Raw genomic sequence first — 21022 nt, 5'->3', positions numbered from 1 at the left:
GCGCGCCCGCCGCCACCAAGGATGCGAGTCGCATCCCCCTCTTGCTGACCATTCCTCGACCTCCATGGCTTGAACCGGCAGCGACCGCTGTCTGTGACGACCGTCACCGGGTATGTTGTGGGCGACAACATACTCAGGACTCCTGGCCCTAGCAAGGGCCAATGGGCCCCTGTTTTGTTGCAGGTGAGAACGAACCCCTTCCGGAAGGCGCACGTGTGATGACCGAGACATCGAGCTTCTCCCCCACCCGCGACGACCGCTTCTCCTTCGGTCTGTGGACCGTGGGGTGGCAAGGCGTCGACGTCTTCGGCGGCGCGATCCGGCCGCCCCTGGACCCCGCCGAGGCGATCCACCGGCTCAGCGACCTCGGCGCCTACGGCATCACCTTCCACGACAACGACGTCTTCCCGTTCGAGGCCACCGCCGCCGAGAAGGAGCAGCACCTGGCGCCGCTCCGCAGGGCGCTGGAGGAGACCGGCCTGGTCGTCCCGATGGTCACGACCAACCTCTTCTCGCACCCGGTCTTCCGCGACGGCGGCTTCACCAACAACGACCGCGACGTCCGCCGCTTCGCCATCCGCAAGGCCGCCGACCAGATCGACCTGGCGGCCGAGCTCGGTGCGAAGGTGTTCGTCGCGTGGGGTGGCCGCGAGGGCGCGGAGTCCGGCGCCTCCAAGGACGTCCAGACCGCGCTGTCGCGCTACAAGGAGGCCTTCGACCTGCTCGGCGCCTACGTCCTCGAGCAGGGCTACGACCTGCGCTTCGCGATCGAGCCGAAGCCGAACGAGCCCCGGGGCGACATCCTGCTGCCGACGATCGGCCACGCCCTGGCGTTCATCAACGAGCTCGAGCACCCCGAGATGGTCGGCCTGAACCCCGAGGTCGGCCACGAGGAGATGGCCTCGCTCAACTACGCCCACGGCCTCGCCCAGGCGCTGTGGCACGGCAAGCTCTTCCACATCGACCTCAACGGTCAGCACGGCCCGCGCTACGACCAGGACCTGCGCTTCGGGGCCGGCAACGCGCGGGGCGCCTTCTGGACCGTCGACATCGTCGAGAACGGCGGCTACGACGGCCCCCGGCACTTCGACTACAAGCCGCCGCGCACCGAGGACATCGACGGCGTCTGGGAGTCCGCGCGGGCGTGCATGCGCAACTACCTCGTCCTGCGGGACAAGGTGCGGGCGTTCCGCGCCGACCCCGAGGTCCAGCAGGCGCTCCGCGACGCCCGGGTCGACCAGCTCGCCGTCCCGACCCTCGCCGCCGACGAGTCGTTCGCCGACCTGCGTGCCGAGGCCTTCGACCCCGACGCCGCCGGCCGGCGCGGGATGGGCTTCGAGCGCCTCGACCAGCTGGCGCTGGAGCACCTGTACGGCGTCCGCTGACCGGTCGTCCCTGACAGCTGCGTGGTCGGCACGGCCCGTCGACCACGCAGCCGTCAGGCGCCTGCCCCGGCAGCACGCGGTGGCCGGGGGCGTACTGTCGCAGGACGGGGCCGTTCAGGCTCCCTCCCAGAGAGATCCCTCATGAACGACAAGTCGCCCCGTCAGCACATGTCCAAGAAGGCCGGGAAGTCTCTCAAGGAGAAGCGCGCCGACAAGCGCGGCAAGGCCGCGGCCAAGGAGTCGCTCTCCGAGCAGATCCACGCACCGAAGAAGAAGTGACGCTCCTCGACCTCGGGGTCGTCGGGTCGTCGGCGAAGGAGAACGAGCGCCGGCTCCCGCTCCACCCCGAGCACGTCCCCGGGCTCGACGAGGACCTGCGCGCGCGGATCACCCTCGAGCACGGGTACGGCGCGAACTTCGGCGTGCCGGACTCGTCGCTCGCCGAGCACGTGGCCGGGTTCGCGACCCGCGAGGAGATCCTGGCCGGCTCGGACGTGGTGCTGCTGCCCAAGCCGCAGCACTCCGACGTGGCCTCGCTCGGTCCGGGACAGGTCCTCTGGGGCTGGCCGCACTGCGTCCAGGACGCTGAGCTCACCCAGCTCGCCATCGACCGGCGGCTCACGCTGATCGCCTTCGAGGCGATGAACCACTGGACCCAGGACCACTCCGTCGGGCTGCACGTCTTCCACCGGAACAACGAGCTGGCCGGCTACTGCTCGGTCCTGCACGCGATGCAGCTGGCCGGGATCACCGGGGACTACGGACGACGGCTCACGGCGGTCGTCATCGGCTTCGGCGCCACCGCCCGGGGTGCGGTGACCGCGCTCAACGCGCACGGCGTGCACGAGGTCGCGGTGCTCACCAACCGTCAGGTGGCGGCCGTCGGGTCGCCCATCCACTCGGTCCGGATCCGGCAGTTCGACCACGCCGAGGACGACGCCCACGTCAGCCACGTCATCACCGAGCGCGGTCGTGAGCCGCTGCCCGCGTACCTCGCCGAGAACGACATCATCGTCAACTGCACGCTCCAGGACCCGGAGCACCCGTTGACGTACCTGCGCGAGGAGGACCTCGCGGCGTTCCGCCCCGGCTCCCTGGTCGTCGACGTCTCCTGCGACCTCGGCATGGGGTTCGACTGGGCCCGCCCGACGACGTTCGACGAGCCGACGTTCGAGGTCGGCGACCACCTCCTCTACTACGCGGTCGACCACAGCCCGTCGTACCTGTGGAGCTCGGCGACCTGGGACAACAGCCTCGCGCTGATCCCCTTCCTGCGTCCGGTGCTGGAGGGCCCGGCTTCGTGGGAGGCGGACGAGACCCTGACCCACGCGATCGAGATCCGGGACGGGCTGGTGCGGAACCCGGCCATCCTCACGTTCCAGGGCAGGTCGGCCGAGCCGCCCTACCCGGTCGTCTGAACCAGGGACCGGGCGACGTCGGCGACGGCGGTCGGTGCGCCGGCGACGTGCCAGGTGACGCCCGCAGCGTCGACCCGGTCCGTCGCTCCCCCGACGCCCAGGACCAGGGCGGCCCCGGGCAGCTCGTCCCACGGCGGCACCGAGTGCTGGCACAGGACGTGCAGCCGGCCCTCCGCGACCGCGACGGCGTCCATCGAGCCCGACCCCAGCATCCGCAGGGTGGCGGCGCCGCCCGCCATCCGCACGAACGCGGCACCGACCTCGCCGGCGTAGAACGGCGGGTGGAGGTACGTCGCCAGGCAGGACGTGGCGAGCGGCCGGTCCGACAGCGGCCCCAGTGGGCGCCCGTCGACGGTGGTCGGCAGGTCGGGCCCGCCGACGAAGGTCCGGCCGGTCGCCGGGTGGTGGACGGCACCCAGCACCAGCCGGTCGCCGTCCGTGAGCGCGACCGCCGAGCACCACCAGTCCAGGCCGGCGACGAAGTTGTAGGTGCCGTCGACCGGGTCGACGACCCAGGTGCGTCCGGAACGGCCCTCGTGGGCCGTGCCCTCCTCGCCGAGCACCCCGTCGTCGGGCCGCTCGGCCGCCAGGGTCTCGACCACCAGCCGCTCGGCGGCGTGGTCCGCAGCCGTGACGACGTCGGAGACCGAGGTCTTCGTCTGCGTCGACAACCCCTCCGTGCGCATCCGGTGGGCGAGCGACCCCGCCGCGTGCACCAGCCGGGAGGCCAGCGCGGCGTCCTCGGCCAGGCTCACGTCCAGGCCCCGGCGAGCAGCTCGCGGGTGTCGGACAGCAGCTGGGGCAGGGTCTTGGTGCCGCCCAGGACCGTGATGAAGTTCGCGTCGCCGGACCACCGCGGCACGACGTGCTGGTGCAGGTGCTGGGAGAGCGAGCCACCGGCCACGCCCCCGAGGTTGATCCCGACGTTGAAGGCGTGCGGCCCGCTGACCTCGCGCAGCACGCGGACGGCCTGCTGGGTCGTGGACATCAGCTCGGCGGCCTCGGTGTCGGTGAGGTCCTCGAGCTCGGCGACGTGCCGGTGCGGGAGCACCATCAGGTGGCCCGGGTTGTAGGGGTGCAGGTTGAGGACGGCGAAGCAGGTCTCGCCCCGGTGCACGACCAGGCTCTCCTCGAGGGGCAGTGACGCCATCGCGCAGAACGGGCAGCCGTCGTCGCTCGCGGCGCTGGGCACGATGTAGGCCATCCGGTGCGGCGTCCAGAGCCGGTCGAAGCCCTCGAACCCGTCTCGCCCGTGTCCCGCCGGATCCGTCATGGGACAAACCCTAGGGTCAGGGTGTGGAGCTCCGTCCGGCCGTCCCCCAGGACATGGCGACCGTCGCCGACATCTGGCACCGCGCCTGGCACGCCTCGCACCCGGGCCACGTCCCGGACGGGCTCACCGCGGGCCGGACGCTCGAGGCGTTCCACGAGCGCACGCCCGCCCGCGTCGGCGACACCACGGTCGCCGTGGTCGACGGCCGCGTCGTCGGCTTCGCGATGGTCGACGGCGACGAGGTCGAGCAGGTCTTCGTCGACCCGGACCTCCATGGGCGCGGGGTCGCGGCGCCGCTGCTGGCCGAAGCGGAGGAGCGGGTCGCCGCCGGCGGCCACGACGTCGCGTGGCTCGCGGTGGTCGTCGGGAACAGCCGTGCGCGTCGGTTCTACGAGAAGCACGGCTGGGCGGACGCCGGCGACCTGCCCTACGAGGTCACCGCGCTGGGCGAGCGGTTCGTCTCGCCCTGCCGTCGCTACGAGAAGCGGGTCCGGCCGTGACCGTCCGGCGCGCCACGCTCGCCGACGCGGGCGCCGTGGTCCGCGTCTGGCACGACGCGTGGCACGACGCCCACGACGGCCACGTCCCCGAGGGCCTGGTGGCCGCGCGCACCCCGATCACGTTCGAGGAGCGCGTCGACGGGGTCCTCCCCCGCGCCCTGGTCGCCGAGGTCGACGGGATGGTCGCCGGCTTCGTGGCCGTCCTCGACGAGGAGGTGGAGCTGCTCTTCGTCGACGCCCCCCACCGCGGCACGGGTGTCGCCACCGACCTGCTCGCCGCCGCCGAGGCCCGCGGCGCGACCTGGCTCAGCGTCGTCGCCGGCAACGCCCGTGCCCGACGCTTCTACGAGCGGCAGGGGTACGCCGACGCCGGGCCCGACGAGGAGACGGTGACCGTCCACGGGGCGACGTACGTCGTCCTCGGCCGACGGTACGAGAAGCGACCGCACGTCTAGACCACCACCTCGTCCCGCCGCCACGGACCTAGCCTCGTGACCATGCTCGGGCTCGTCGCGACCCGTCGCACCGCGCTCCGCGCGGCGGCGTGGTCGGTCCCTGCCGCTCTCGCCGGATCGGCCCTCCGCGGGACGCCGGCCCTGGCGGCTGCGCCGGCGCGGTTGGCGGACCCGCGTGCGAACCAGGCGGCGAAGGACCTCGCGAACCTGCTCACGGGATTCTCCTCGGACCGGACGATGGCGGTGGGCCAGCAGCTCAACGTGAACGGCGACGCGCCGTTCGGGCCGTTGACGGCGCTCGACGCCGACGCCCCTGCGCTGTCCGGCCGGGTGCGCGTGCTCGGCTGGACCACCAACGAGTGGCACTACGCGGTGCAGCACGGCTACAACGAGGAGGTGCTGGACGACCTGGTCGCCCGGGCCCAGGCCGGCGACGTGCTCGTCACCAGCTGGTACCCCCGCAACCCGCGCACCCGCGCCGGCGCCCACGACTCACCGGGGCCGAAGGTCGTCCGCCGGGTGCTCACCGAGGGGACGGTCGAGCGGAAGCGGTTCCTCGCCGAGTTCGACCACCAGGTCGCGCCGTACCTCCGGCAGCTCCAGGAGGCCGGCGTCGCCACCGTGTTCCGGCCACTGGTCGAGGCCAACAGCTACTGGTTCTGGTGGGGCTGCGACAACGGCCGTGGCGGGAGCGCCGCCTGGCGCAGCGACGTGCGGAAGCTCTACCGCCTGGTCCAGAAGCGCGCCTCGGCGCGCGGGATCCACAACCTTGTGTGGTGCTGCTCGTTCGTGCCCGGGTCCGACTACCGGGCGGCCGACCCGGTCGCGACACGGCCGGCCGCCTACGACATCGCGGGCCTGTCGAGCTACGACTTCGAGTCGCACGCCGACGACGCCGACGAGCTGGTCCTGGGCTCCTACGCCGCCATGGCCGCCGTGTCACCGCGGATGGCGCTCGGCGAGGTCGGACCGGCGAACAGCGACGGGCACTGGGACCCCGCGGTCATCACCAGCGGCCTGCGCGCCGCGGGCGCGGCCCCCGCCTACGGCATGTTCTGGTTCGACGACGGCGAGCCCGACCCGACCAACACCGACGGCAGCCAGATCCAGGGCCTCAAGCAGATCTCCTCGCTCACCGGGGGGAAGACCTGGCTCGGGACGGCCAGCGAGGACGGGCTCGTCGACGTCGCGCCGTAGGCACCACCGCGTCAGTACTGCTGGAACCAGCGACCGAGCCGGGCCGACGTCCCCGGGCACGTGATGTCCTGGTCGCGGGCGTCCTCCACCCACTGGCCGAGCACCGCGGGACCGCCCTGGATCGACCAGTCGTCGCCACACCGGTCGCGGGCCTCGTCCCGCGAGGTCTGGCCCGCGGCCCGCCACTCCGGCAGGCCGAGTGCGAGGTCCCCGACGACACCGGCCCACAGGGCGGGCGTGGAGTAGATCCCGACCCGGTAGCCGGCGTACCGGTAGCCGCGCACGGCACCCTCCACGACCGCACCGTTCGCTGCGGTGTCGCTGCTCCAGTCGAAGTCCGGCACGGGCTCGACGTCCACCCACACGACCGGGGTCGCGAGCCCGGCGCGCCGCATCGTGACCACGTTGGCGAGCGCCTGCTGGTAGCCGGCGTTGGCGAGCGAGCCGAGCCGGGTGGTCCCGTCGTACGGCCCGTCGGTGCGGTGCTCGGCGACCGCCGCGGCGTCCGGCAGGCTCACGACGGCGTACGCCGCGGCCAGCAGCCGCCGGTCCTCCACCCACCGCACCTGGTCGGCGAGGCAGGGGTTGGCGGTGAAGCCCGGCCCGTTGGTCAGGCCGAGGACCACGAACTCCGCCGTCGGCAGCGGCATCGGGCTGCCCAGCGTGCGGCGCTCCGGGATGCCCATCCCCCGCGGGCACTGCGGCCAGCTCACGTCGGCCCCGAGGACCTCGCCGGTGCGGGGCTGCGCGGTACGCCGGGTGGGCAGCTCGGCCGCCGCCTGCTCCGCCAGGCGCGCGAGCGCCGTGAGCCGCGCGGTCTGCGGGTCCTGGGTGGGCTGGACGACCGTGGTCGGCCGGGGTGGCTCCGACGTCGCGGTCGGTCCGGTCGGGGCTGGGTCGGAGCCCGGGTCGCCGGCCGCCGAGCAGGCGGCCAGCGAGCCGACCATCGCACCGGCCAGCAGCACGGCGGCGAGGACCGGACCGACCCCCGCCCGCCCGAGCACGGCCGGATCGCCCTAGACCTGGGTGCGGCTGGCGACCGCGTCCGCGACCCGCTGGATCGCCTCCTCGACGGGCACGCCGTTGTCCTGGCGGCCGTCGCGGTAGCGGAACGAGACCGCGCCGGCGGCGACGTCGTCGTCGCCGGCGATCATCATGAACGGCACCTTCTGCAGCTGCGCGTTGCGGATCTTCTTCTGCATCCGGTCGTCGGAGTCGTCGACCTCGACCCGCAGCCCGGCCGCCTGCAGCCGCTTCGCGACGTCGTAGAGGTAGTCGTTGTGCCGTTCGGCGATCGGGATCCCCTGCACCTGCACGGGCGCGAGCCAGGGCGGGAACGCGCCGGCGTAGTGCTCGACCAGGACGCCGAAGAACCGCTCGAGCGATCCGAACTTCGCCGAGTGGATCATCACCGGCTGCTGGCGGGTGCCGTCAGCGGCCTGGTACTCCAGCCCGAAGCCCTTCGGCTGGTTGAAGTCGTACTGGATGGTCGACATCTGCCAGGTGCGGCCGATGGCGTCGCGCGCCTGGACAGAGATCTTCGGCCCGTAGAACGCGGCGCCGCCGGGGTCGGGCACGAGGTCGAGGCCCGAGGCGACGGCGACGTCCTCGAGCACCTTCGTCGCAGTCACCCAGTCCTCGTCGGAGCCGACGAACTTGTCGGGCTTGGAGTCGTCGCGGGTGGAGAGCTCGAGGTAGAAGTCGTCGATCCCGAAGTCGCGCAGCAGCCCGAGCACGAAGTCGAGCAGGTGCTGGATCTCGGCCGGTGCCTGCTCGGGGGTGACGTAGGAGTGGGAGTCGTCCTGGGTCAGGCCGCGGACCCGGGTCAGGCCGTGCACGACCCCGGACTTCTCGTAGCGGTAGACCGAGCCGAACTCGAAGAGCCGCAGCGGCAGCTCGCGGTAGGACCGCCCGCGCGACCTGAAGATCAGGTTGTGCATCGGGCAGTTCATCGCCTTGAGGTAGTAGCTGGCGCCCTCGAGCTCCATCGGCGGGAACATGGTGTCGGCGTAGTACGGCAGGTGCCCGGAGGTGTGGAACAGCCCCTCCTTGCTGATGTGCGGGGTCCCGACGTACTGGAAGCCCTCCTCGATGTGCCGCCGGCGGACGTAGTCCTCCATCTCGCGCTTGATCACCCCGCCCTTGGGGTGGAACACCGCGAGGCCGGAGCCGATCTCGTCGGGGAAGCTGAACAGGTCGAGGTCGCGCCCGATCTTGCGGTGGTCGCGGCGCTCGGCCTCCTCGATGCGGTGCAGGTGCTCCTCGAGCGCCTCCTTCGACTCCCACGCGGTGCCGTAGATGCGCTGGAGCTGCTTGTTCTTCTCGTCGCCGCGCCAGTACGCCGCCGCCGACCGCATCAGCTTGAAGGCAGGGATCCGCTTGGTGGTGGGCAGGTGCGGGCCGCGGCACAGGTCGCTCCAGGCGACGTCGCCGTTGCGCCGGACGTTGTCGTAGATGGTGAGCTCGCCGGCGCCGACCTCGACGCTGGCGCCCTCGGCCGCGTCGTCGGACTTCCCCGAGCCCTTCAGCCCGATCAGCTCGATCTTGTACGGCTCGTCCTTCAGCTCCCTGATCGCGTCGTGGTCGGTGGTGACCCGGCGGGAGAACCGCTGCCCCTCCTTGATGATCTTGCGCATCGCGGTCTCGATCTTCGCGAGGTCGTCGGGGACGAACGGGGTCTCGACGTCGAAGTCGTAGTAGAAGCCGTTCTCGACCGGCGGACCGATCCCGAGCCGGGCGTCGGGCCAGATCTGCTGCACGGCCTGGGCCATCACGTGCGCGGTGGAGTGCCGCAGGATGTCCCGGCCGTCCTTGCTGTCGATCGCGACGCCCTCGACCTCGTCGCCGTCGGCGAGCTCGTGGGCGAGGTCCTTGAGCTGGCCGTTCACGCGGGCCGCGATCACGGAGGGGTCCTCGGCGAACAGCTCCCACGCCTTGGTGCCCGTCGTGACCGTCCGCACCTCACGCGCGTCGGCGTGGGCGAGGGCGATCTTCAGGTCGGACACGGTGGCTCCTTGCGGTGGGGAACGGACCCGGCGATCGTATCGAGCGGTCCCGTCCGGCCGCGCGGCGGTTTCGGGCTGCTGGCGCCGGGCCACCCCGCGGTCACATGTCGCAGTAGCGCTTCGCGGCGGCCAGCTTCTCCTCGAGCAGCGCGGCGTCGACGCGGCGGGCGTGCTGCGGCGGCCACGAGGTGACCTCGCCGTCGACGTAGAGGCCGGCGTACGCCGCGGTGTCGCGCTGGAACCGCCAGCCCTCGGCCAACGGGCCGACGTCGTAGGCGTCGTAGCCGATGTCGTCGAGGAACGCGCTCACGGCGGACTTGGCGTCCGCGTCGTCGCCCGCGATCGCGAGCACGCTGCGGTCGGCGGCACCCTGCGGGCGGGCCAGGGTGCGGAGGAACTCGTAGTAGATGTTGTTGAACGCCTTGACGACCTTCGAGTCCGGGAGGTGGTCCTGGACGAGCTCGGAGGTGGTGGTCGACTCGTCGTCGAGCTCGGCGACGGCGCCGTCGCGCTGCGGGTAGTAGTTGCAGGTGTCGATGACGACCTTGCCGCGCAGCGGCTCGACCGGGACGTCGGCGACGTTCTTGAGCGGGACCGTGACGACCACGAGGTCCCCGGCGGCGGCCGCCTCCTCCGCGGTCGCGGCCCGGGCGTGCTCACCCAGCTCGGTCACCAGGTCGCGGAGCGTCTCCGGTCCCCGGCTGTTGCTGAGGACGACGTCGTACCCCGCGTCGACCGCGAGCCGTGCGACGGTGCTGCCGATGTTGCCTGCTCCGATGAGTCCGATGGTGGTCATGGGAGGGGAACGGTGCACCTCCCGGGGACATTCCGCGGATCCGGCCCGTGCCGCCGGAAGACCTGGTCCAGTCGGGACCATCTTCGCTGTCGCGGGACGCGGGTCCGGAGGAGGCTGGGCACATGGGAGGTGTGCGGTGATCGCTGAGGCGCGTCTCGAGGACGGCACGGAAGCGATCATCTGGCCCCTCCTCCCCGAGGACCGCGAGGCCGTCCGCGAGGGCTACGAGCGGCTCTCCCCCGACGCGCGCTACCACCGCTTCCTCGCCTCCGTCCCGCACCTGACCGACGCCCTGCTCGACCACCTCGTCGACGGGGTGGACGGCGTCGACCACGTCGCGCTCGCCCTGGTGTCCATCGACGCGGACCACGTCGGCGTGCCGGTCGGCGTGGCGCGGGTGATCCGCTACGAGCAGCAGCCGACGGCCGCCGACGTCGCCGTGACGGTGTTCGACGAGTGGCAGGGCCGCGGCGTCGCGACCGCCCTGCTCGACGAGCTGATGCGCCAGCGACCGGCCGGGGTCACCGAGCTGGTCACCACGATCACCGCCGACAACGAGGCGTCGCTGGCGATGCTGCGCCGGCTCGGGACGGTGAGCGTCACCCCGGCCGGCATCAACCACCTCGACGTCGTCGTCGACCTGACGACCCCGCCCCCCGGCCGGGCCCCGGACGCCACGGCGTCCCCCGAACCCCCTGAAGAACCCGAAGCTGGAGACCTGTGATGTCCGAGACCGCCCCCGACCCGATCGCCCCCCTCGCCGGCCAGACCACGTCCGTGCCCCGGATGCTCTTCGACCGGATCGCGGCCACCCCTGACACCGAGGCCTACCGGTTCCCCGCCGGCGACCGGTGGCAGTCGGTCACCTGGGCGGAGACCGGCGAGATCGTGCGGACCCTGGCGGCGGGGCTGCTCGCCCTCGGCATCCGTCCCGAGGAGCGGGTCGCGATCGCGAGCGGCACCCGGATCGAGTGGCTGTACGCCGACCTGGCGATCGCCTGCGCGGGAGCGGCGACGACGACGGTCTACCCGACGACGGGGGCCGAGGACGTCGGGTACATCCTGCGTGACAGCGGCTCGAGGATCGCGTTCGCCGAGGACGACGCCCAGGTGGCGAAGCTGCGCGACCAGCGTGACCGGCTGCCCGACCTCGGCCGGGTGATCACCTTCGACGGGACCGCGGACGGCGACTGGGTCCTGAGCCTGGACGACCTCCGCGACCTCGGCGCCAAGCACCTGGCCGAGGACCCCGACGCGGTCGACCGGGCCGTGGCCGCCGTACGGCCCGAGGACCTCGCCACCTTGATCTACACCTCCGGCACGACCGGCCGGCCCAAGGGCGTCGAGCTCCCGCACCGCTGCTGGACCTACATCGGCGTCGCCGCCGAGGGCCTGGACATCCTGACCCCGGACGACCTCCAGTACCTCGGGCTGCCGCTCTCGCACTCCTTCGGCAAGATGCTGCAGGCGGTGCAGCTGCAGGTCGGCTTCCCGACCGCGGTCGACGGCCGGATGGACCGGATCGTGGCCAACCTCGCCGAGGTCCGGCCGACGTTCATGGCCGGACCGCCCCGGATCTTCGAGAAGGTCCACGCCAAGGTCGTGCAGAGCGTCGAGGAGGAGGGCGGCGTCAAGAGCGCGCTGTTCGGCTGGGCCTTCGGCGTCGGCGACCGGGTGGCCAGGGCCCGGGCGGAGGGACGTCGGGTCGGTCCGGTCACCCGGGCCGAGCTCGCGGTCGCCGACCGTCTGGTCCTGGCGAAGGTGCGCGAGCGGCTCGGCGGCCGGGTCCGCTTCCTGATCTCGGGGAGCGCCGCGCTGTCGCCGGACGTCGCAGCGTGGTTCCACGCAGCCGGGATGGTCGTGCTCGAGGGCTACGGGATGACCGAGACCAGTGCCGGCGCCTGCATCGTGCGCCTCGACGACCCGACGTTCGGCAAGGTGGGCCCGCCGGTCGTCGGCACGGAGGTCAGGATCGCCGAGGACGGCGAGATCCTCCTGCGGGGGCCGAGCGTGATGCGCGGCTACCACCGCCAGCCCGAGGCCACGGCCGAGGTGCTCGACGCCGAGGGCTGGCTGGCCACGGGCGACGTGGGCGAGCTCGACGCTGCGGGCCGGCTGCGGATCACCGACCGGAAGAAGGACCTGATCAAGACCTCCGGCGGCAAGTACATCGCGCCGCAGTCGATCGAGATGCTCTTCAAGGCGCTCTGCCCGCTCTCCAGTCAGATGGTCGTGCACGCCGAGGGCCGCAACTACGCGACCGCGTTGGTCACCCTGGACCCGGAGGCGCTCGCCCAGTGGGCGGCCGCCAACGGCGTCACCACCACCGACTACGTTGAGCTGAGCCGGCTGCCGGCCGTGCGCGACTACGTCCAGGCCTCGATCGACCAGATGAACGCGCGGCTGAACCGCTGGGAGACGATCAAGGACTTCCGCATCCTCGACCGCGACCTGACCGTGGAGAACGGCGAGGTCACGCCGAGCATGAAGGTGCGCCGCAAGGCCGTGGAGACGGCCTACCGGCCGCTGCTCGACACGATGTACGAGGACGTCGCGAGCTGACGCCCCGCGCTACCACGAGACCACCCACGCGCCGGGCCAACGAGGAAGGCCGCCCGTCGTGGACGGGCGGCCTCTCAGCGGGTGGGCGATACTGGGTTCGAACCAGTGACCTCTTCGGTGTGAACGAAGCGCGCTACCACTGCGCCAATCGCCCGCTGTGCGGTCGCAGACTCTAGCCTACGGGTGCCTCCGTTTCACATTCGGCGTTCGGCGTCATGGCCCCGGACCCCGGCCGTCTCCTCGGCGTGAGCCAGCAGCCGATCTCCCGGACCCACGCCCAGGACCTCGTCCTCCAGGTCCTCGACGCGTGGGGGCGCACCGTCGACCTGAACGCCGAGTTCGCGTACGACGCGGCCGACCCGTGGGCGGTCATCATCACCTTCCGCGGTGCGAGCGGCCGCTCGACCGAGCCGGTGACCTGGGCGGTCGGCCGCGACCTGCTGCTCCAGGGGCTGACCGACCCGGCGGGTGAGGGCGACGTGCAGCTGTTCCCGAGCGTCGACGAGGGCGGTCGCGCGGCGGTGATCATGGAGCTGCGCTCCCCCGACGGCCGGCTGGTGACCCAGATGTGCTCCAGCGAGCTCTACCGCTTCCTGTCCCGCACGCTGATGATCGTGCCGCGCGGCAGCGAGTCGATGGACCTCGACCGGCTGGCCGAGGAGCTCGTCCGGCAGTCGGAGCCCCAGTAGCCCGGGCCCTCCCCAGAGCCGGCCTCAGAGACCGAGCAGCTCCGGCTCCCGCTCGCGCCAGAGCCGGCGCACCTCGGTCGTGACCGGTCCGGGGGCGACCAGCTCGCGGCCGTCCCACCGGGCCACCGCCTGCGCGTCGCGCGTCGTCGACGCCAGGAACACCTCGCTGGCCCGCTCCACGACCCCGATCGGCTCGTCGACCTCGCGGCCGCCGTACCACTCCAGGATCAGGTCCCGAGTGACACCGGCCAGGCAGCCGCTGGCCAGGGTCGGGGTGCGCAGCTCGCCGTCGACCACGTAGAAGACGTTCGAGCCGGTGCCCTCGCACAGGTTCCCGGCGAGGTTGGCGAACACCGCCTCAGTGGCGCCGCGGGCGTGGGCGTGGGCGAGGGCGACCACGTTCTCGGCGTACGACGTGGTCTTGAGGCCGGCCAGCGCACCGCGCTCGTTGCGCGGCCAGGGCACGGTGGCGACGGAGGCGGTGTCGGCCCACGGCCGCATCACGTCGGCGACCACGATCAGCGTCGGCGCGGCGTCGCCGCGACCGGACCCCATCGGCGCCGGGCCGCCGGTGATCGTGACCCGGAGCCGGCCCAGCGGCAGGTCGGTGCCGTCGAGGACCGCCGCGATGCCCTGGCGCACGGCGTCCTCGTCGACCTCGGGCAGCCCGAGCCCCTCGGCGCTGCGGTGCAGCCGCGCGAGGTGCTGGTCCAGCGCGAACGGCAGCCCGTCGACGATCTTGACGGCCTCGAAGACGCCGTCGCCCACGGTCAGTCCGTGGTCGCTCACCTGGACCGCCGGGGCGGTCGCGTCGGGCAGCAGATCACCGTTCATCCAGGCGCGCATGCGGCTCACCCTAGGGGTCGCGATCGGCTCCCGGACGGCCGGTGAGGGGGCGCAACGCGCCGTCCGGGACCGGATTTTGCATGGTCTGGGGCATCGGCTAGGGTTCTCACGCACGCCGACCGGGTGACCGGTGGGAAGCAAGCGGACGTAGCTCAGTTGGTAGAGCGCAACCTTGCCAAGGTTGAGGTCGCGAGTTCGAGCCTCGTCGTCCGCTCGGAGAGGTCTCTCCCAGGTTTGGCCTCCACGGTGGGTTGGCCGAGAGGCGAGGCAACGGACTGCAAATCCGTGTACACGGGTTCAAATCCCGTACCCACCTCCAGCAGTCCCCCACAACTCCAGACCCGGGCGATTGGCGCAGTGGTAGCGCGCTTCCTTGACACGGAAGAGGTCACTGGTTCAAACCCAGTATCGCCCACCAGCACGAGGTAGGCCCCGACCCGCGGAGATGCGGGACGGGGCCTTTCGTCCGTTCGGGCTCCCCGACTGCGCGACGGGCTGCCATGATGCGCGGATGGCTGGAGCCGCAGCGACAGAGGCCGGTCCCGACCGCGCGATCCGGGTGTTCGTCTCGTCCACCTTCCGCGACATGCAGGCGGAGCGGGAGGAGCTCGTCAAGCGGGTGTTCCCGCTCGTGCGCCGGTTGTGCGAGGAGCGCGGCGTGGCGTGGTCGGAGGTCGACCTGCGGTGGGGCGTCACCGACGAGCAGAAGGCCGAGGGCGCGGTCCTGCCGATCTGCCTGGCGGAGATCGACCGGAGCCGGCCCTACTTCCTGGGGCTGCTCGGCCAGCGCTACGGCTGGGTGCCCGAGGAGCTCCCGGACCACCTGACCGACCAGCTTCCGTGGCTCGGCACCCTGCCCGGCACGTCGGTGACCGAGCTGGAGTTCCTGCACGGCGTCCTCAACGACCCCGAGGCCGCGGGCCACGCGTTCTTCCACCTCCGTGACCCGGCCTGGGTCGACACCCGCCCGCCCGAGGAGCAGCTCGTCCTCGGCGAGCTCCCGTCGGCCGACGAGGTCGCCGCCCTGGGCGACGCCGGCGCCGAGGCCGCTGCAGCGGCGCGTCGGCAGCGCCTGGACGACCTCAAGCAGCGGGTCCGGGACTCCCCCCATCCGTGCGCGACGTACGCCGACCCGGCCGACCTCGGGCGCCAGGTGCTGGCCGAGCTGACCGCCCTCGTGGAGCGGCTGTTCCCGCTGGAGGAGGTGCCGGACGCGGCCGACCGCGAGGGTGCCGCCCACCGGGCCTTCGGCCTGGCCCGGGCCGCCGGCAGCCTCGAGCGTCCGGCGCTGGTCGCGCGGCTCGACGCGTTCGCGGCCGGGTCGGAGCCACCGCTCGTGGTGTCGGGCGCCGCCGGCGCCGACCTCACCCCGCTGGTCTCGACCTGGCTGGACGCGTGGCGCGCGGCCCACCCCGACCACCTCGTCGTGGAGCACCACGTCGGCGCCACCTCGGACTCGGCGGACTGGAAGAACCTCGCCGCCCGGGTCCTGTCCGCGCTGGGCCGGCCTGGCGACGACGGCGCGACGACCCCGCCCACCGGTGCCGCTCCGCTCCGGGCCGCGCTCTTCGCCGCCCTGGCGCGCGCCGACCTGCCCACGGTCCTGGTGGTCGACGGCGCCGACCTGCTGACCGACGTCGACGGCGCACCCGACCTGACCTGGCTGCCGGACCAGCTGACGACCGGGCTCCCCGCCACGGTCCGGGTCGTCGTGACGACCGCGGGCCCGCGCCCGGTGGACGCAGCCCTGCGCCACGGGTGGCCGGTGGTCGAGGTGCCGCCCCTCGAACCGGCCGAGCGGGCGGCGTACGTCGCGACGTTCCTCGGGCGCTGGTCGAAGGGGCTCGACCCGGTCCACGTCGAGGCCCTCGCGGCCTCGCCGCACACCGGCAACGTGCTCTACCTGCGCACCGTCCTCGACGAGCTGCGCCAGCACGGCGACCACTTCACCCTCGGCGAGGTGATCGCCGGCTACCTGGCCGCGCAGACGCTGGACGACCTGCTCGAGCTCGTGCTCGCCCGCTACGAGCGCGACTTCGAGGCGGACCGGCCGGGCCTGGTCGGCGACGCCTTCCGCGCCATCTGGGCCGCCCGGCGCGGGCTCACCGAGCCGGAGCTCCTCGACCTGCTCGGCGACGGGGAGCCGCTGTCCCACGCCGTGTGGTCGCCGCTGGTGCTCGCCGCCGAGGCCGGGCTCGTCACTCGCTCGGGCCGTCTGGGCTTCGCCACCGACGCGCACCGCCAGGCCGTCGAGGACCGCTACCTGGCGACCCCCGAGGCCCGGCGGGCCGCGCACGCCGCGGTGGCGGCGTACTTCGCCGGGCAGCCGCTCGGGCCCCGCGTGGTCGAGGAGCTGCCGTGGCAGCAGCTCGACGCGGACGACGTCGACGGGCTGGTCCGGACGATCTCCGGCCTGGCCTACCTCGACCTCGCTTACCCCCAGGCACCTGCCGACCTCCGCCAGCTGTGGGCGCGGGCGGAGGAGCGGGGCCGCTCCGTCGTCGACGGCTACCGCGCCGTGGTCGACGACCCCGACGCGCACCCCGACCAGGCCTGGGCGGTGGCGCGGCTGGTGACCGACGCCGGACATCCCGCCGAGGCCGTGCGCATCCACCGGCACCTGGTCGCGGCCTACCGCTCCGGGCCCGCGCCCCGGCTGCGGGGCGCACTCCTCAACCTGGGCGCGGCGCTCCAGGCGCAGGGCGAGCTCGCCGAGGCGGCCACCGTCCTGGACGAGGCGGTGTCCCAGAGCCGTGCGGCGGAGGACGAGGTCGTCCTGCAGTACGCCCTCGGCGACCTCGGACTCGTCCGCGCCGCCCTCGGCGACCTGCCGGGCGCCCTCCGCCTCCTCGAGGAGGCCCTGTCGCTGGCCCGTGCGGCCGGCGACGCGACGGACGTCGGAGCCGCCCTGGGCAACCTGGCGGGCGCCCGGCGGTCGGCCGGGGACGCCGCTGGTGCGCTCGCGCTCCTCGACGAGAAGGAGGACCTCAGCCGTTCGGTCGGTGACGCCGTCGGGACCGCCCTGGCCCTCGCCGGCAGGGCCAGCATCCGCGCCGACCTCGGCGACCCCCTGGCCGCGCTCGCCGACCTCGAGGCGTGGCGCGCCTCCGCCGAGGAGCGCGGCGACCTGACGAGCCAGGTGGAGGCCCTGGTGAGCGAGTCCAGCACCCTGCGCCAGCTCGGCCGCCACCCCGAGGCCGCCGCGCGCGCCGAGGACGCCGAGGCCCTCGCCCGGCGGCTGTCGGACGAGGCGCTCCTGGCCCGGGTCCTCGACGTCCGCGCGCGCAGCGCGATCGACGAGGGCCGGTGGGAGGACGCGCGCCGGCTCGCGACCGAGGCCGTGCTCACGGCACGGTCCGGGTCGGTCACCGCACCGCTGGGGTTCGCGCTGGGGTCCCTCGGCATGGCACTGCGCGAGCTCGGCGACCTCGCCGGTTCGCGGACCGCCCACACCGAGGAGCTGGCCGTCGCGCGGCAGGCGGGCGACGAGGCCGCCACCGCCATGGCGCTGGTCAACCTGGCTGCGGTCGACATCGCGAGCAACGACCTCCCGGCGTGCCTGCAGAAGTACGCCGAGGCCGAGCCGGTGCTCCGCGCCCGGGGCCTGGCGATGGCGCTGGTGCCGCTGCTCAACAACCGCTGGCAGGTGCACGCCGTGCTCGGCGACCAGGCCGCGGCGATCGCCGACCTCGTCGACTGCGGCGCCCAGTGCGCCGTCGTCGGTGCGGACCAGCAGCGGGTCCAGGTGCTGACCAAGGCGGTCGAGCTGATGTACCAGAGCGGCCGTCAGGCGGAGACCGAGGCGGTGTGGGAGGCGCTCGCCGACGCCTGCTCCCGCGTCGAGGACGACGCCGGGCTGCAGCGCGCCCTCGGGGAGCGGGCGATGCTGGTGCTGGCGCGTGGCGACCGCGAGGAGGCCGGCCGGCTGCTCGGCCGGCAGGAGGAGATCTGCCGGCGCACGGGCGACCAGGTCGGGCTGGCTGCCTGCGTGGGCAACCAGGCGATCCTGCTGCAGCAGCTGGGCGACCTCCCGGGGGCGCTCGCCCACCTCGACGAGCAGCTCGCACTGTCCCGCGCGAGCAACAACGCGCAGGGCGTGCTGTTCGCCACGGCGAACCGCGGGGAGGTGCTCGGCAACCTCGGCCGGGTCCAGGAGGGGCTCGACGCGCTCGGCGAGGCGCGGGCCATGGCAGCCCAGTGGGGCCTTGCTCCCATGGTCCAGCAGCTCGACCAGATGATCGCCGCGCTCCGCGCCCGGCTCAGCTGACGGCCGGACCCGCGGACGCCCGGGCGATCTCGAACCCGGCGCGCGCCAGCATCGGCTGGAGGGCACGCGCGGCATCGAGGTTGGTCTGCTGCACCGCCGGCGCCAGGTCGGCCCAGGGCACGAGCAGCGGGTTGGTCCGGGCGGCGTCGTCGCGGGTCGCGGCGTAGGTCCACCCGGCGGCCGAGCGGTCGTCGTACCACCGCTGGTGCTCGCGCTCCGCCAGCAACGCCGTCTCGTCGTCGGTCAGGGTGACCGCAGGCGCACCCCAGCGGCGCAGCGGCACCAGCTCGCAGCCGAGCGCGGCCAGGTCACCGACGATGCCGTCGACCCGGCGCCGGCTCAGGTCCCGCTCGTCGTCGTCCAGGTCGGCCCAGGGCCGCTGCAGCCCAGTGCCCGTGCCGCCGTCGGGCAAGGCGGCCAGGTAGTCCTCGTGCACCGACTCGGCGAGCTGCTCGCGGATGCCGCCGTCCACGGACTCGACCGTGCAGGTCCGGTCGAGGAAGGGGAAGACGGACACCCCGGGGAAGGCCCTCGCGGTCCCACCACCGACCGACTCCAGGAGCGTGCCGAGGCCGGCGCCGGAGCCCATGCGTACGACGACCGGCACCCGGCCCTCGGGCAGCCGCTGGTGCAGGAACACCGCGTTGGCCAGGGCGAGCGGCTCGTCGTCGACGACGACGGCGACCCAGCTCGGCGGACGCTCGGCGAGCAGGGTCGCGAGGGCTCCGACGCCGTCGGCCGACGGCCAGGCGAGGTCGACGTCGATCAGCTCCGGCTCGAACACCTCGGCGAGCGCCGGATGGCGCTGCGTCAGCTCCGCCCAGCGCCCGCCGGCGTAGGGGTCGACCAGGGTGAGCGGCGCGCGCCGGTGTCGGTGCTGGTGCGCCCACTGCTGGCCGAGGGCGACGACGAGGCTCCGCCCGAGACGGCCGAGCCCGATGACCATCGGGTGGTCCCCGGCGCCGGTGAAGGGCGGGTTCTCGGAGAGCAGCGACCGCGCCGCCCGCTCGTGCAGGCTGAAATAGCTCAGCCGCATGCCGCCTGCGGAGTCGAGGTCGGTGGCCCGCATCAGGGACGCCAGCTCGGCGTCGGTGAGCTGCACCGCGCAGCGCAACGCCGGGCGGCCGCGGGTCGGTCCGGCCGCCAGCGTCGCGGCGGCCGAGGCGGCGCGCACGTTGCGGGCGTCCTCGGGCCCGGCGACGACCAGGCGACGCGCGCGGTCCACCCGCACCCGGGCGAGCGTGCCCGGGTCCGTCGGGTCGCCGACCAGGCCGCGGAGCCGGTCGTCGCCGCTCGTCGCCGCCGCGACCAGGGACTGGTCGGGGTCCACGACTACGACCCGCTCCCCCGCGTCGGCGAAGGCGGACGCCAGCCGCTTGCCGACGTCGCCGAGGCCGGCGACCACGGTGTGACCGGACGACCGGCCGATCCGCAGCAGGTTGAGCTCGCCGGCGAAGACGATCGACGCGGTGATCAGCACGGTGCTCGCGGCCATGAGAGGGACGACGAAACGGCCGATCTGCAGCCGCCAGTTCATGTCCCCGGCGCTGCCGTCGTAGTCGAGGGTCGCGAGCTGGAGCGTGAGGTAGACGGTGTCGAGGCCGGACCTGTGCAGCCCGGCCTCCCGGCCCTGCTGGATGAAGCCACCGATCCCCAGGACGATGACCACGACCCAGAGCCCCGCGAGGACGAACCAGCGACCGCGCGGGCTGCGCAGGAAGGCGATCACGACGCCCGCTCCACCGGGACGACCTCCACGCGCCGGCCCGCCTCTCGTGCCTCGGCGACCACCTCGGCGGTGCCGCCCCGGCCCCGGGCGGCCGCGCCGTCCCACAGCGCGAGCAGGACGTCGCACGCCTCCAGCACGGCGGTGCCGGCGCGGGCGTACGCCGCCTCGCGGGAGGGATCGGCCGGGTCCGGCGGGACCACGGTCGCCAGGTCGGCGGCCGCCAGCAGGTCGGCGAACTCCGCGCGCGAGCCCGCGTCCACGAAGTCGGTCGCGTAGTCGTCCGCCGGCAGCGGCAGGACGGCCTCGAGCCGACCCCCGCGCGCGAGCACCCGCGCCGCGACGATCCGGTCGGCCCCCTCGGCCAGGCTCGACACCGCGACCAGGTCGCGGCCGGTCCCCACCCGGTCGAGCACCCGGTCGACGGCCGCCGCGACCGCGGCGGGGTCGGCCAGCTGCCGATGCCCCGACACGCCCACGCGCAGCTCGTCCACGCCCGGATTCTGGCAGAGCGGCCGGGCCTGCGGCAGTGCTGCGACAGCCGCGGCCGTCGGTGGCTCGCAGGTCGTCTCGGGTTGCGACCGGTTGCCGGATCGCGGTTGCTGGCACCGGTGGTCGAGCTCGTCGAGACCCCGGGAGGTGGGCAGGGAGGTGACTGCCGGCATCTCGCTGTCCGCTCCGGTTGCGACCGACAGGCAGCAACGACGGGGCGGCGAGCTTCTGGGTGCGGCTGACTTCCGGCTCACGGTCGCGTTCGCCGGCGGTCGAACAGCGAGCGCCAGCGAGCGTCGTCGAGACCCCAGAAGGTGCGCAGGGCGGTGGCTGTCGGCATCTCGTCGTGGTCTGGGGTTGCGACCGACAGGCAGCAACGACGGACACGGTCGGCGTCGGGTCGCGGTCGCC

The 21022-nt window shown here is 73.5% G+C and carries 18 protein-coding genes and 4 tRNA genes; 13 read left to right on the top strand and 9 right to left on the bottom strand.

What is annotated here, in order from left to right; all coding sequences use genetic code 11:
• Positions 1-218 precede the first annotated feature (218 nt).
• From xylA to ACILQ5_RS20785, 3 genes are all read left to right on the top strand, one after another.
• Complete coding sequence (gene xylA, locus ACILQ5_RS20795; protein ID WP_395659943.1) at positions 219-1385, top strand: xylose isomerase; 1167 nt, start codon at positions 219-221, stop codon at positions 1383-1385.
• 141 nt (positions 1386-1526) lie between these two features.
• Positions 1527-1664: a hypothetical protein gene (locus ACILQ5_RS20790; RefSeq protein WP_395659942.1), complete on the top strand. Its 138-nt coding sequence runs from the start codon at positions 1527-1529 to the stop codon at positions 1662-1664.
• The gene (locus tag ACILQ5_RS20785; protein ID WP_395659941.1) at positions 1661-2803 is read left to right on the top strand and encodes a N(5)-(carboxyethyl)ornithine synthase; all 1143 of its coding nucleotides are present in this window, start codon (positions 1661-1663) and stop codon (positions 2801-2803) included. The genes ACILQ5_RS20790 and ACILQ5_RS20785 overlap by 4 nt, the downstream gene beginning before the upstream one ends.
• On the opposite strand, the gene ACILQ5_RS20780 is transcribed toward ACILQ5_RS20785, so the two are convergent.
• On the bottom strand, positions 2788-3558 hold the full coding sequence (locus tag ACILQ5_RS20780) for an inositol monophosphatase family protein (protein WP_395659940.1): 771 nt from the start codon (positions 3556-3558) through the stop codon (positions 2788-2790). The genes ACILQ5_RS20785 and ACILQ5_RS20780 overlap by 16 nt on opposite strands.
• Positions 3555-4076, bottom strand: coding sequence for an HIT family protein (locus tag ACILQ5_RS20775; protein ID WP_395659939.1), 522 nt, complete (start codon positions 4074-4076; stop codon positions 3555-3557). Before ACILQ5_RS20775 ends, ACILQ5_RS20780 begins: the two co-directional genes overlap by 4 nt.
• A gap of 23 nt (positions 4077-4099) precedes the next feature.
• Between ACILQ5_RS20775 and ACILQ5_RS20770 the strand changes: the two genes are divergently transcribed.
• Genes ACILQ5_RS20770 through ACILQ5_RS20760 form a run of 3 tightly spaced genes read left to right on the top strand, consistent with a single transcriptional unit; the run spans position 4100 to position 6228 of the window.
• Entirely contained in the window at positions 4100-4576 is a 477-nt protein-coding gene (locus ACILQ5_RS20770; protein ID WP_395659938.1) for a GNAT family N-acetyltransferase, read from the top strand.
• Complete coding sequence (locus ACILQ5_RS20765; RefSeq protein ID WP_395659937.1) at positions 4573-5031, top strand: GNAT family N-acetyltransferase; 459 nt, start codon at positions 4573-4575, stop codon at positions 5029-5031. Before ACILQ5_RS20770 ends, ACILQ5_RS20765 begins: the two co-directional genes overlap by 4 nt.
• A gap of 42 nt (positions 5032-5073) precedes the next feature.
• Positions 5074-6228, top strand: coding sequence for a glycosyl hydrolase (locus ACILQ5_RS20760; protein ID WP_395659936.1), 1155 nt, complete (start codon positions 5074-5076; stop codon positions 6226-6228).
• 11 nt (positions 6229-6239) lie between these two features.
• Here ACILQ5_RS20760 and ACILQ5_RS20755 read toward each other — a convergent pair whose 3' ends face one another.
• The 3 genes from ACILQ5_RS20755 to ACILQ5_RS20745 form a co-directional block, all read right to left on the bottom strand.
• Positions 6240-7232, bottom strand: coding sequence for a hypothetical protein (locus ACILQ5_RS20755; RefSeq protein ID WP_395659935.1), 993 nt, complete (start codon positions 7230-7232; stop codon positions 6240-6242).
• Between the two features lie 12 nt (positions 7233-7244).
• Entirely contained in the window at positions 7245-9233 is a 1989-nt protein-coding gene (gene thrS / locus ACILQ5_RS20750; RefSeq protein ID WP_395659934.1) for a threonine--tRNA ligase, read from the bottom strand.
• A 100-nt stretch (positions 9234-9333) separates the two neighbouring features.
• On the bottom strand, positions 9334-10029 hold the full coding sequence (locus tag ACILQ5_RS20745; RefSeq protein WP_395659933.1) for an NADPH-dependent F420 reductase: 696 nt from the start codon (positions 10027-10029) through the stop codon (positions 9334-9336).
• 136 nt (positions 10030-10165) lie between these two features.
• Here ACILQ5_RS20745 and ACILQ5_RS20740 point away from each other — a divergent pair, with 136 nt between their 5' ends.
• Together ACILQ5_RS20740 and ACILQ5_RS20735 are read left to right on the top strand one after the other, a co-directional pair.
• Positions 10166-10753, top strand: a complete 588-nt coding sequence (locus tag ACILQ5_RS20740) for a GNAT family N-acetyltransferase (RefSeq protein ID WP_395659932.1) — start codon at positions 10166-10168, stop codon at positions 10751-10753.
• Positions 10753-12591, top strand: a complete 1839-nt coding sequence (locus tag ACILQ5_RS20735; RefSeq protein ID WP_395659931.1) for an AMP-dependent synthetase/ligase — start codon at positions 10753-10755, stop codon at positions 12589-12591. The genes ACILQ5_RS20740 and ACILQ5_RS20735 overlap by 1 nt, the downstream gene beginning before the upstream one ends.
• Before the next feature lie 82 nt (positions 12592-12673).
• Here ACILQ5_RS20735 and ACILQ5_RS20730 read toward each other — a convergent pair.
• Positions 12674-12745: transfer RNA gene (locus ACILQ5_RS20730), tRNA-Val, on the bottom strand.
• 91 nt (positions 12746-12836) lie between these two features.
• Here ACILQ5_RS20730 and ACILQ5_RS20725 point away from each other — a divergent pair.
• A complete protein-coding gene (locus ACILQ5_RS20725) occupies positions 12837-13280 on the top strand; it encodes an SsgA family sporulation/cell division regulator (protein WP_395659930.1) in 444 nt (147 codons plus the stop codon).
• Between the two features lie 24 nt (positions 13281-13304).
• Here ACILQ5_RS20725 and ACILQ5_RS20720 read toward each other — a convergent pair whose 3' ends face one another.
• Complete coding sequence (locus ACILQ5_RS20720; RefSeq protein WP_395659929.1) at positions 13305-14126, bottom strand: aminotransferase class IV; 822 nt, start codon at positions 14124-14126, stop codon at positions 13305-13307.
• Positions 14127-14267: 141 nt separating this feature from the next.
• On the opposite strand from ACILQ5_RS20720, the gene ACILQ5_RS20715 reads away from it, so the two are divergent.
• From ACILQ5_RS20715 to ACILQ5_RS20700, 4 genes are all read left to right on the top strand, one after another.
• Positions 14268-14340 (top strand) — tRNA-Gly (locus ACILQ5_RS20715).
• Between the two features lie 31 nt (positions 14341-14371).
• Positions 14372-14445: transfer RNA gene (locus ACILQ5_RS20710), tRNA-Cys, on the top strand.
• Between the two features lie 24 nt (positions 14446-14469).
• Positions 14470-14544, top strand: a tRNA-Val gene (locus tag ACILQ5_RS20705).
• Positions 14545-14637: 93 nt separating this feature from the next.
• Entirely contained in the window at positions 14638-18393 is a 3756-nt protein-coding gene (locus tag ACILQ5_RS20700; RefSeq protein ID WP_395659928.1) for a tetratricopeptide repeat protein, read from the top strand.
• Here the strand turns inward: ACILQ5_RS20700 and ACILQ5_RS20695 are convergent.
• Positions 18386-20122 (bottom strand): NAD-binding protein, encoded by a 1737-nt coding sequence (locus tag ACILQ5_RS20695; RefSeq protein WP_395659927.1) that lies wholly within the window; start codon positions 20120-20122, stop codon positions 18386-18388. The genes ACILQ5_RS20700 and ACILQ5_RS20695 overlap by 8 nt on opposite strands.
• Complete coding sequence (locus ACILQ5_RS20690) at positions 20119-20613, bottom strand: hypothetical protein (protein WP_395659926.1); 495 nt, start codon at positions 20611-20613, stop codon at positions 20119-20121. Before ACILQ5_RS20690 ends, ACILQ5_RS20695 begins: the two co-directional genes overlap by 4 nt.
• Between the last annotated feature and the right edge of the window lie 409 nt (positions 20614-21022).

The organism is Nocardioides sp., assembly GCF_044226305.1.
Lineage (GTDB): Bacteria > Actinomycetota > Actinomycetes > Propionibacteriales > Nocardioidaceae > Nocardioides.
This window is presented reverse-complemented; position numbering and strand designations above follow the sequence as displayed.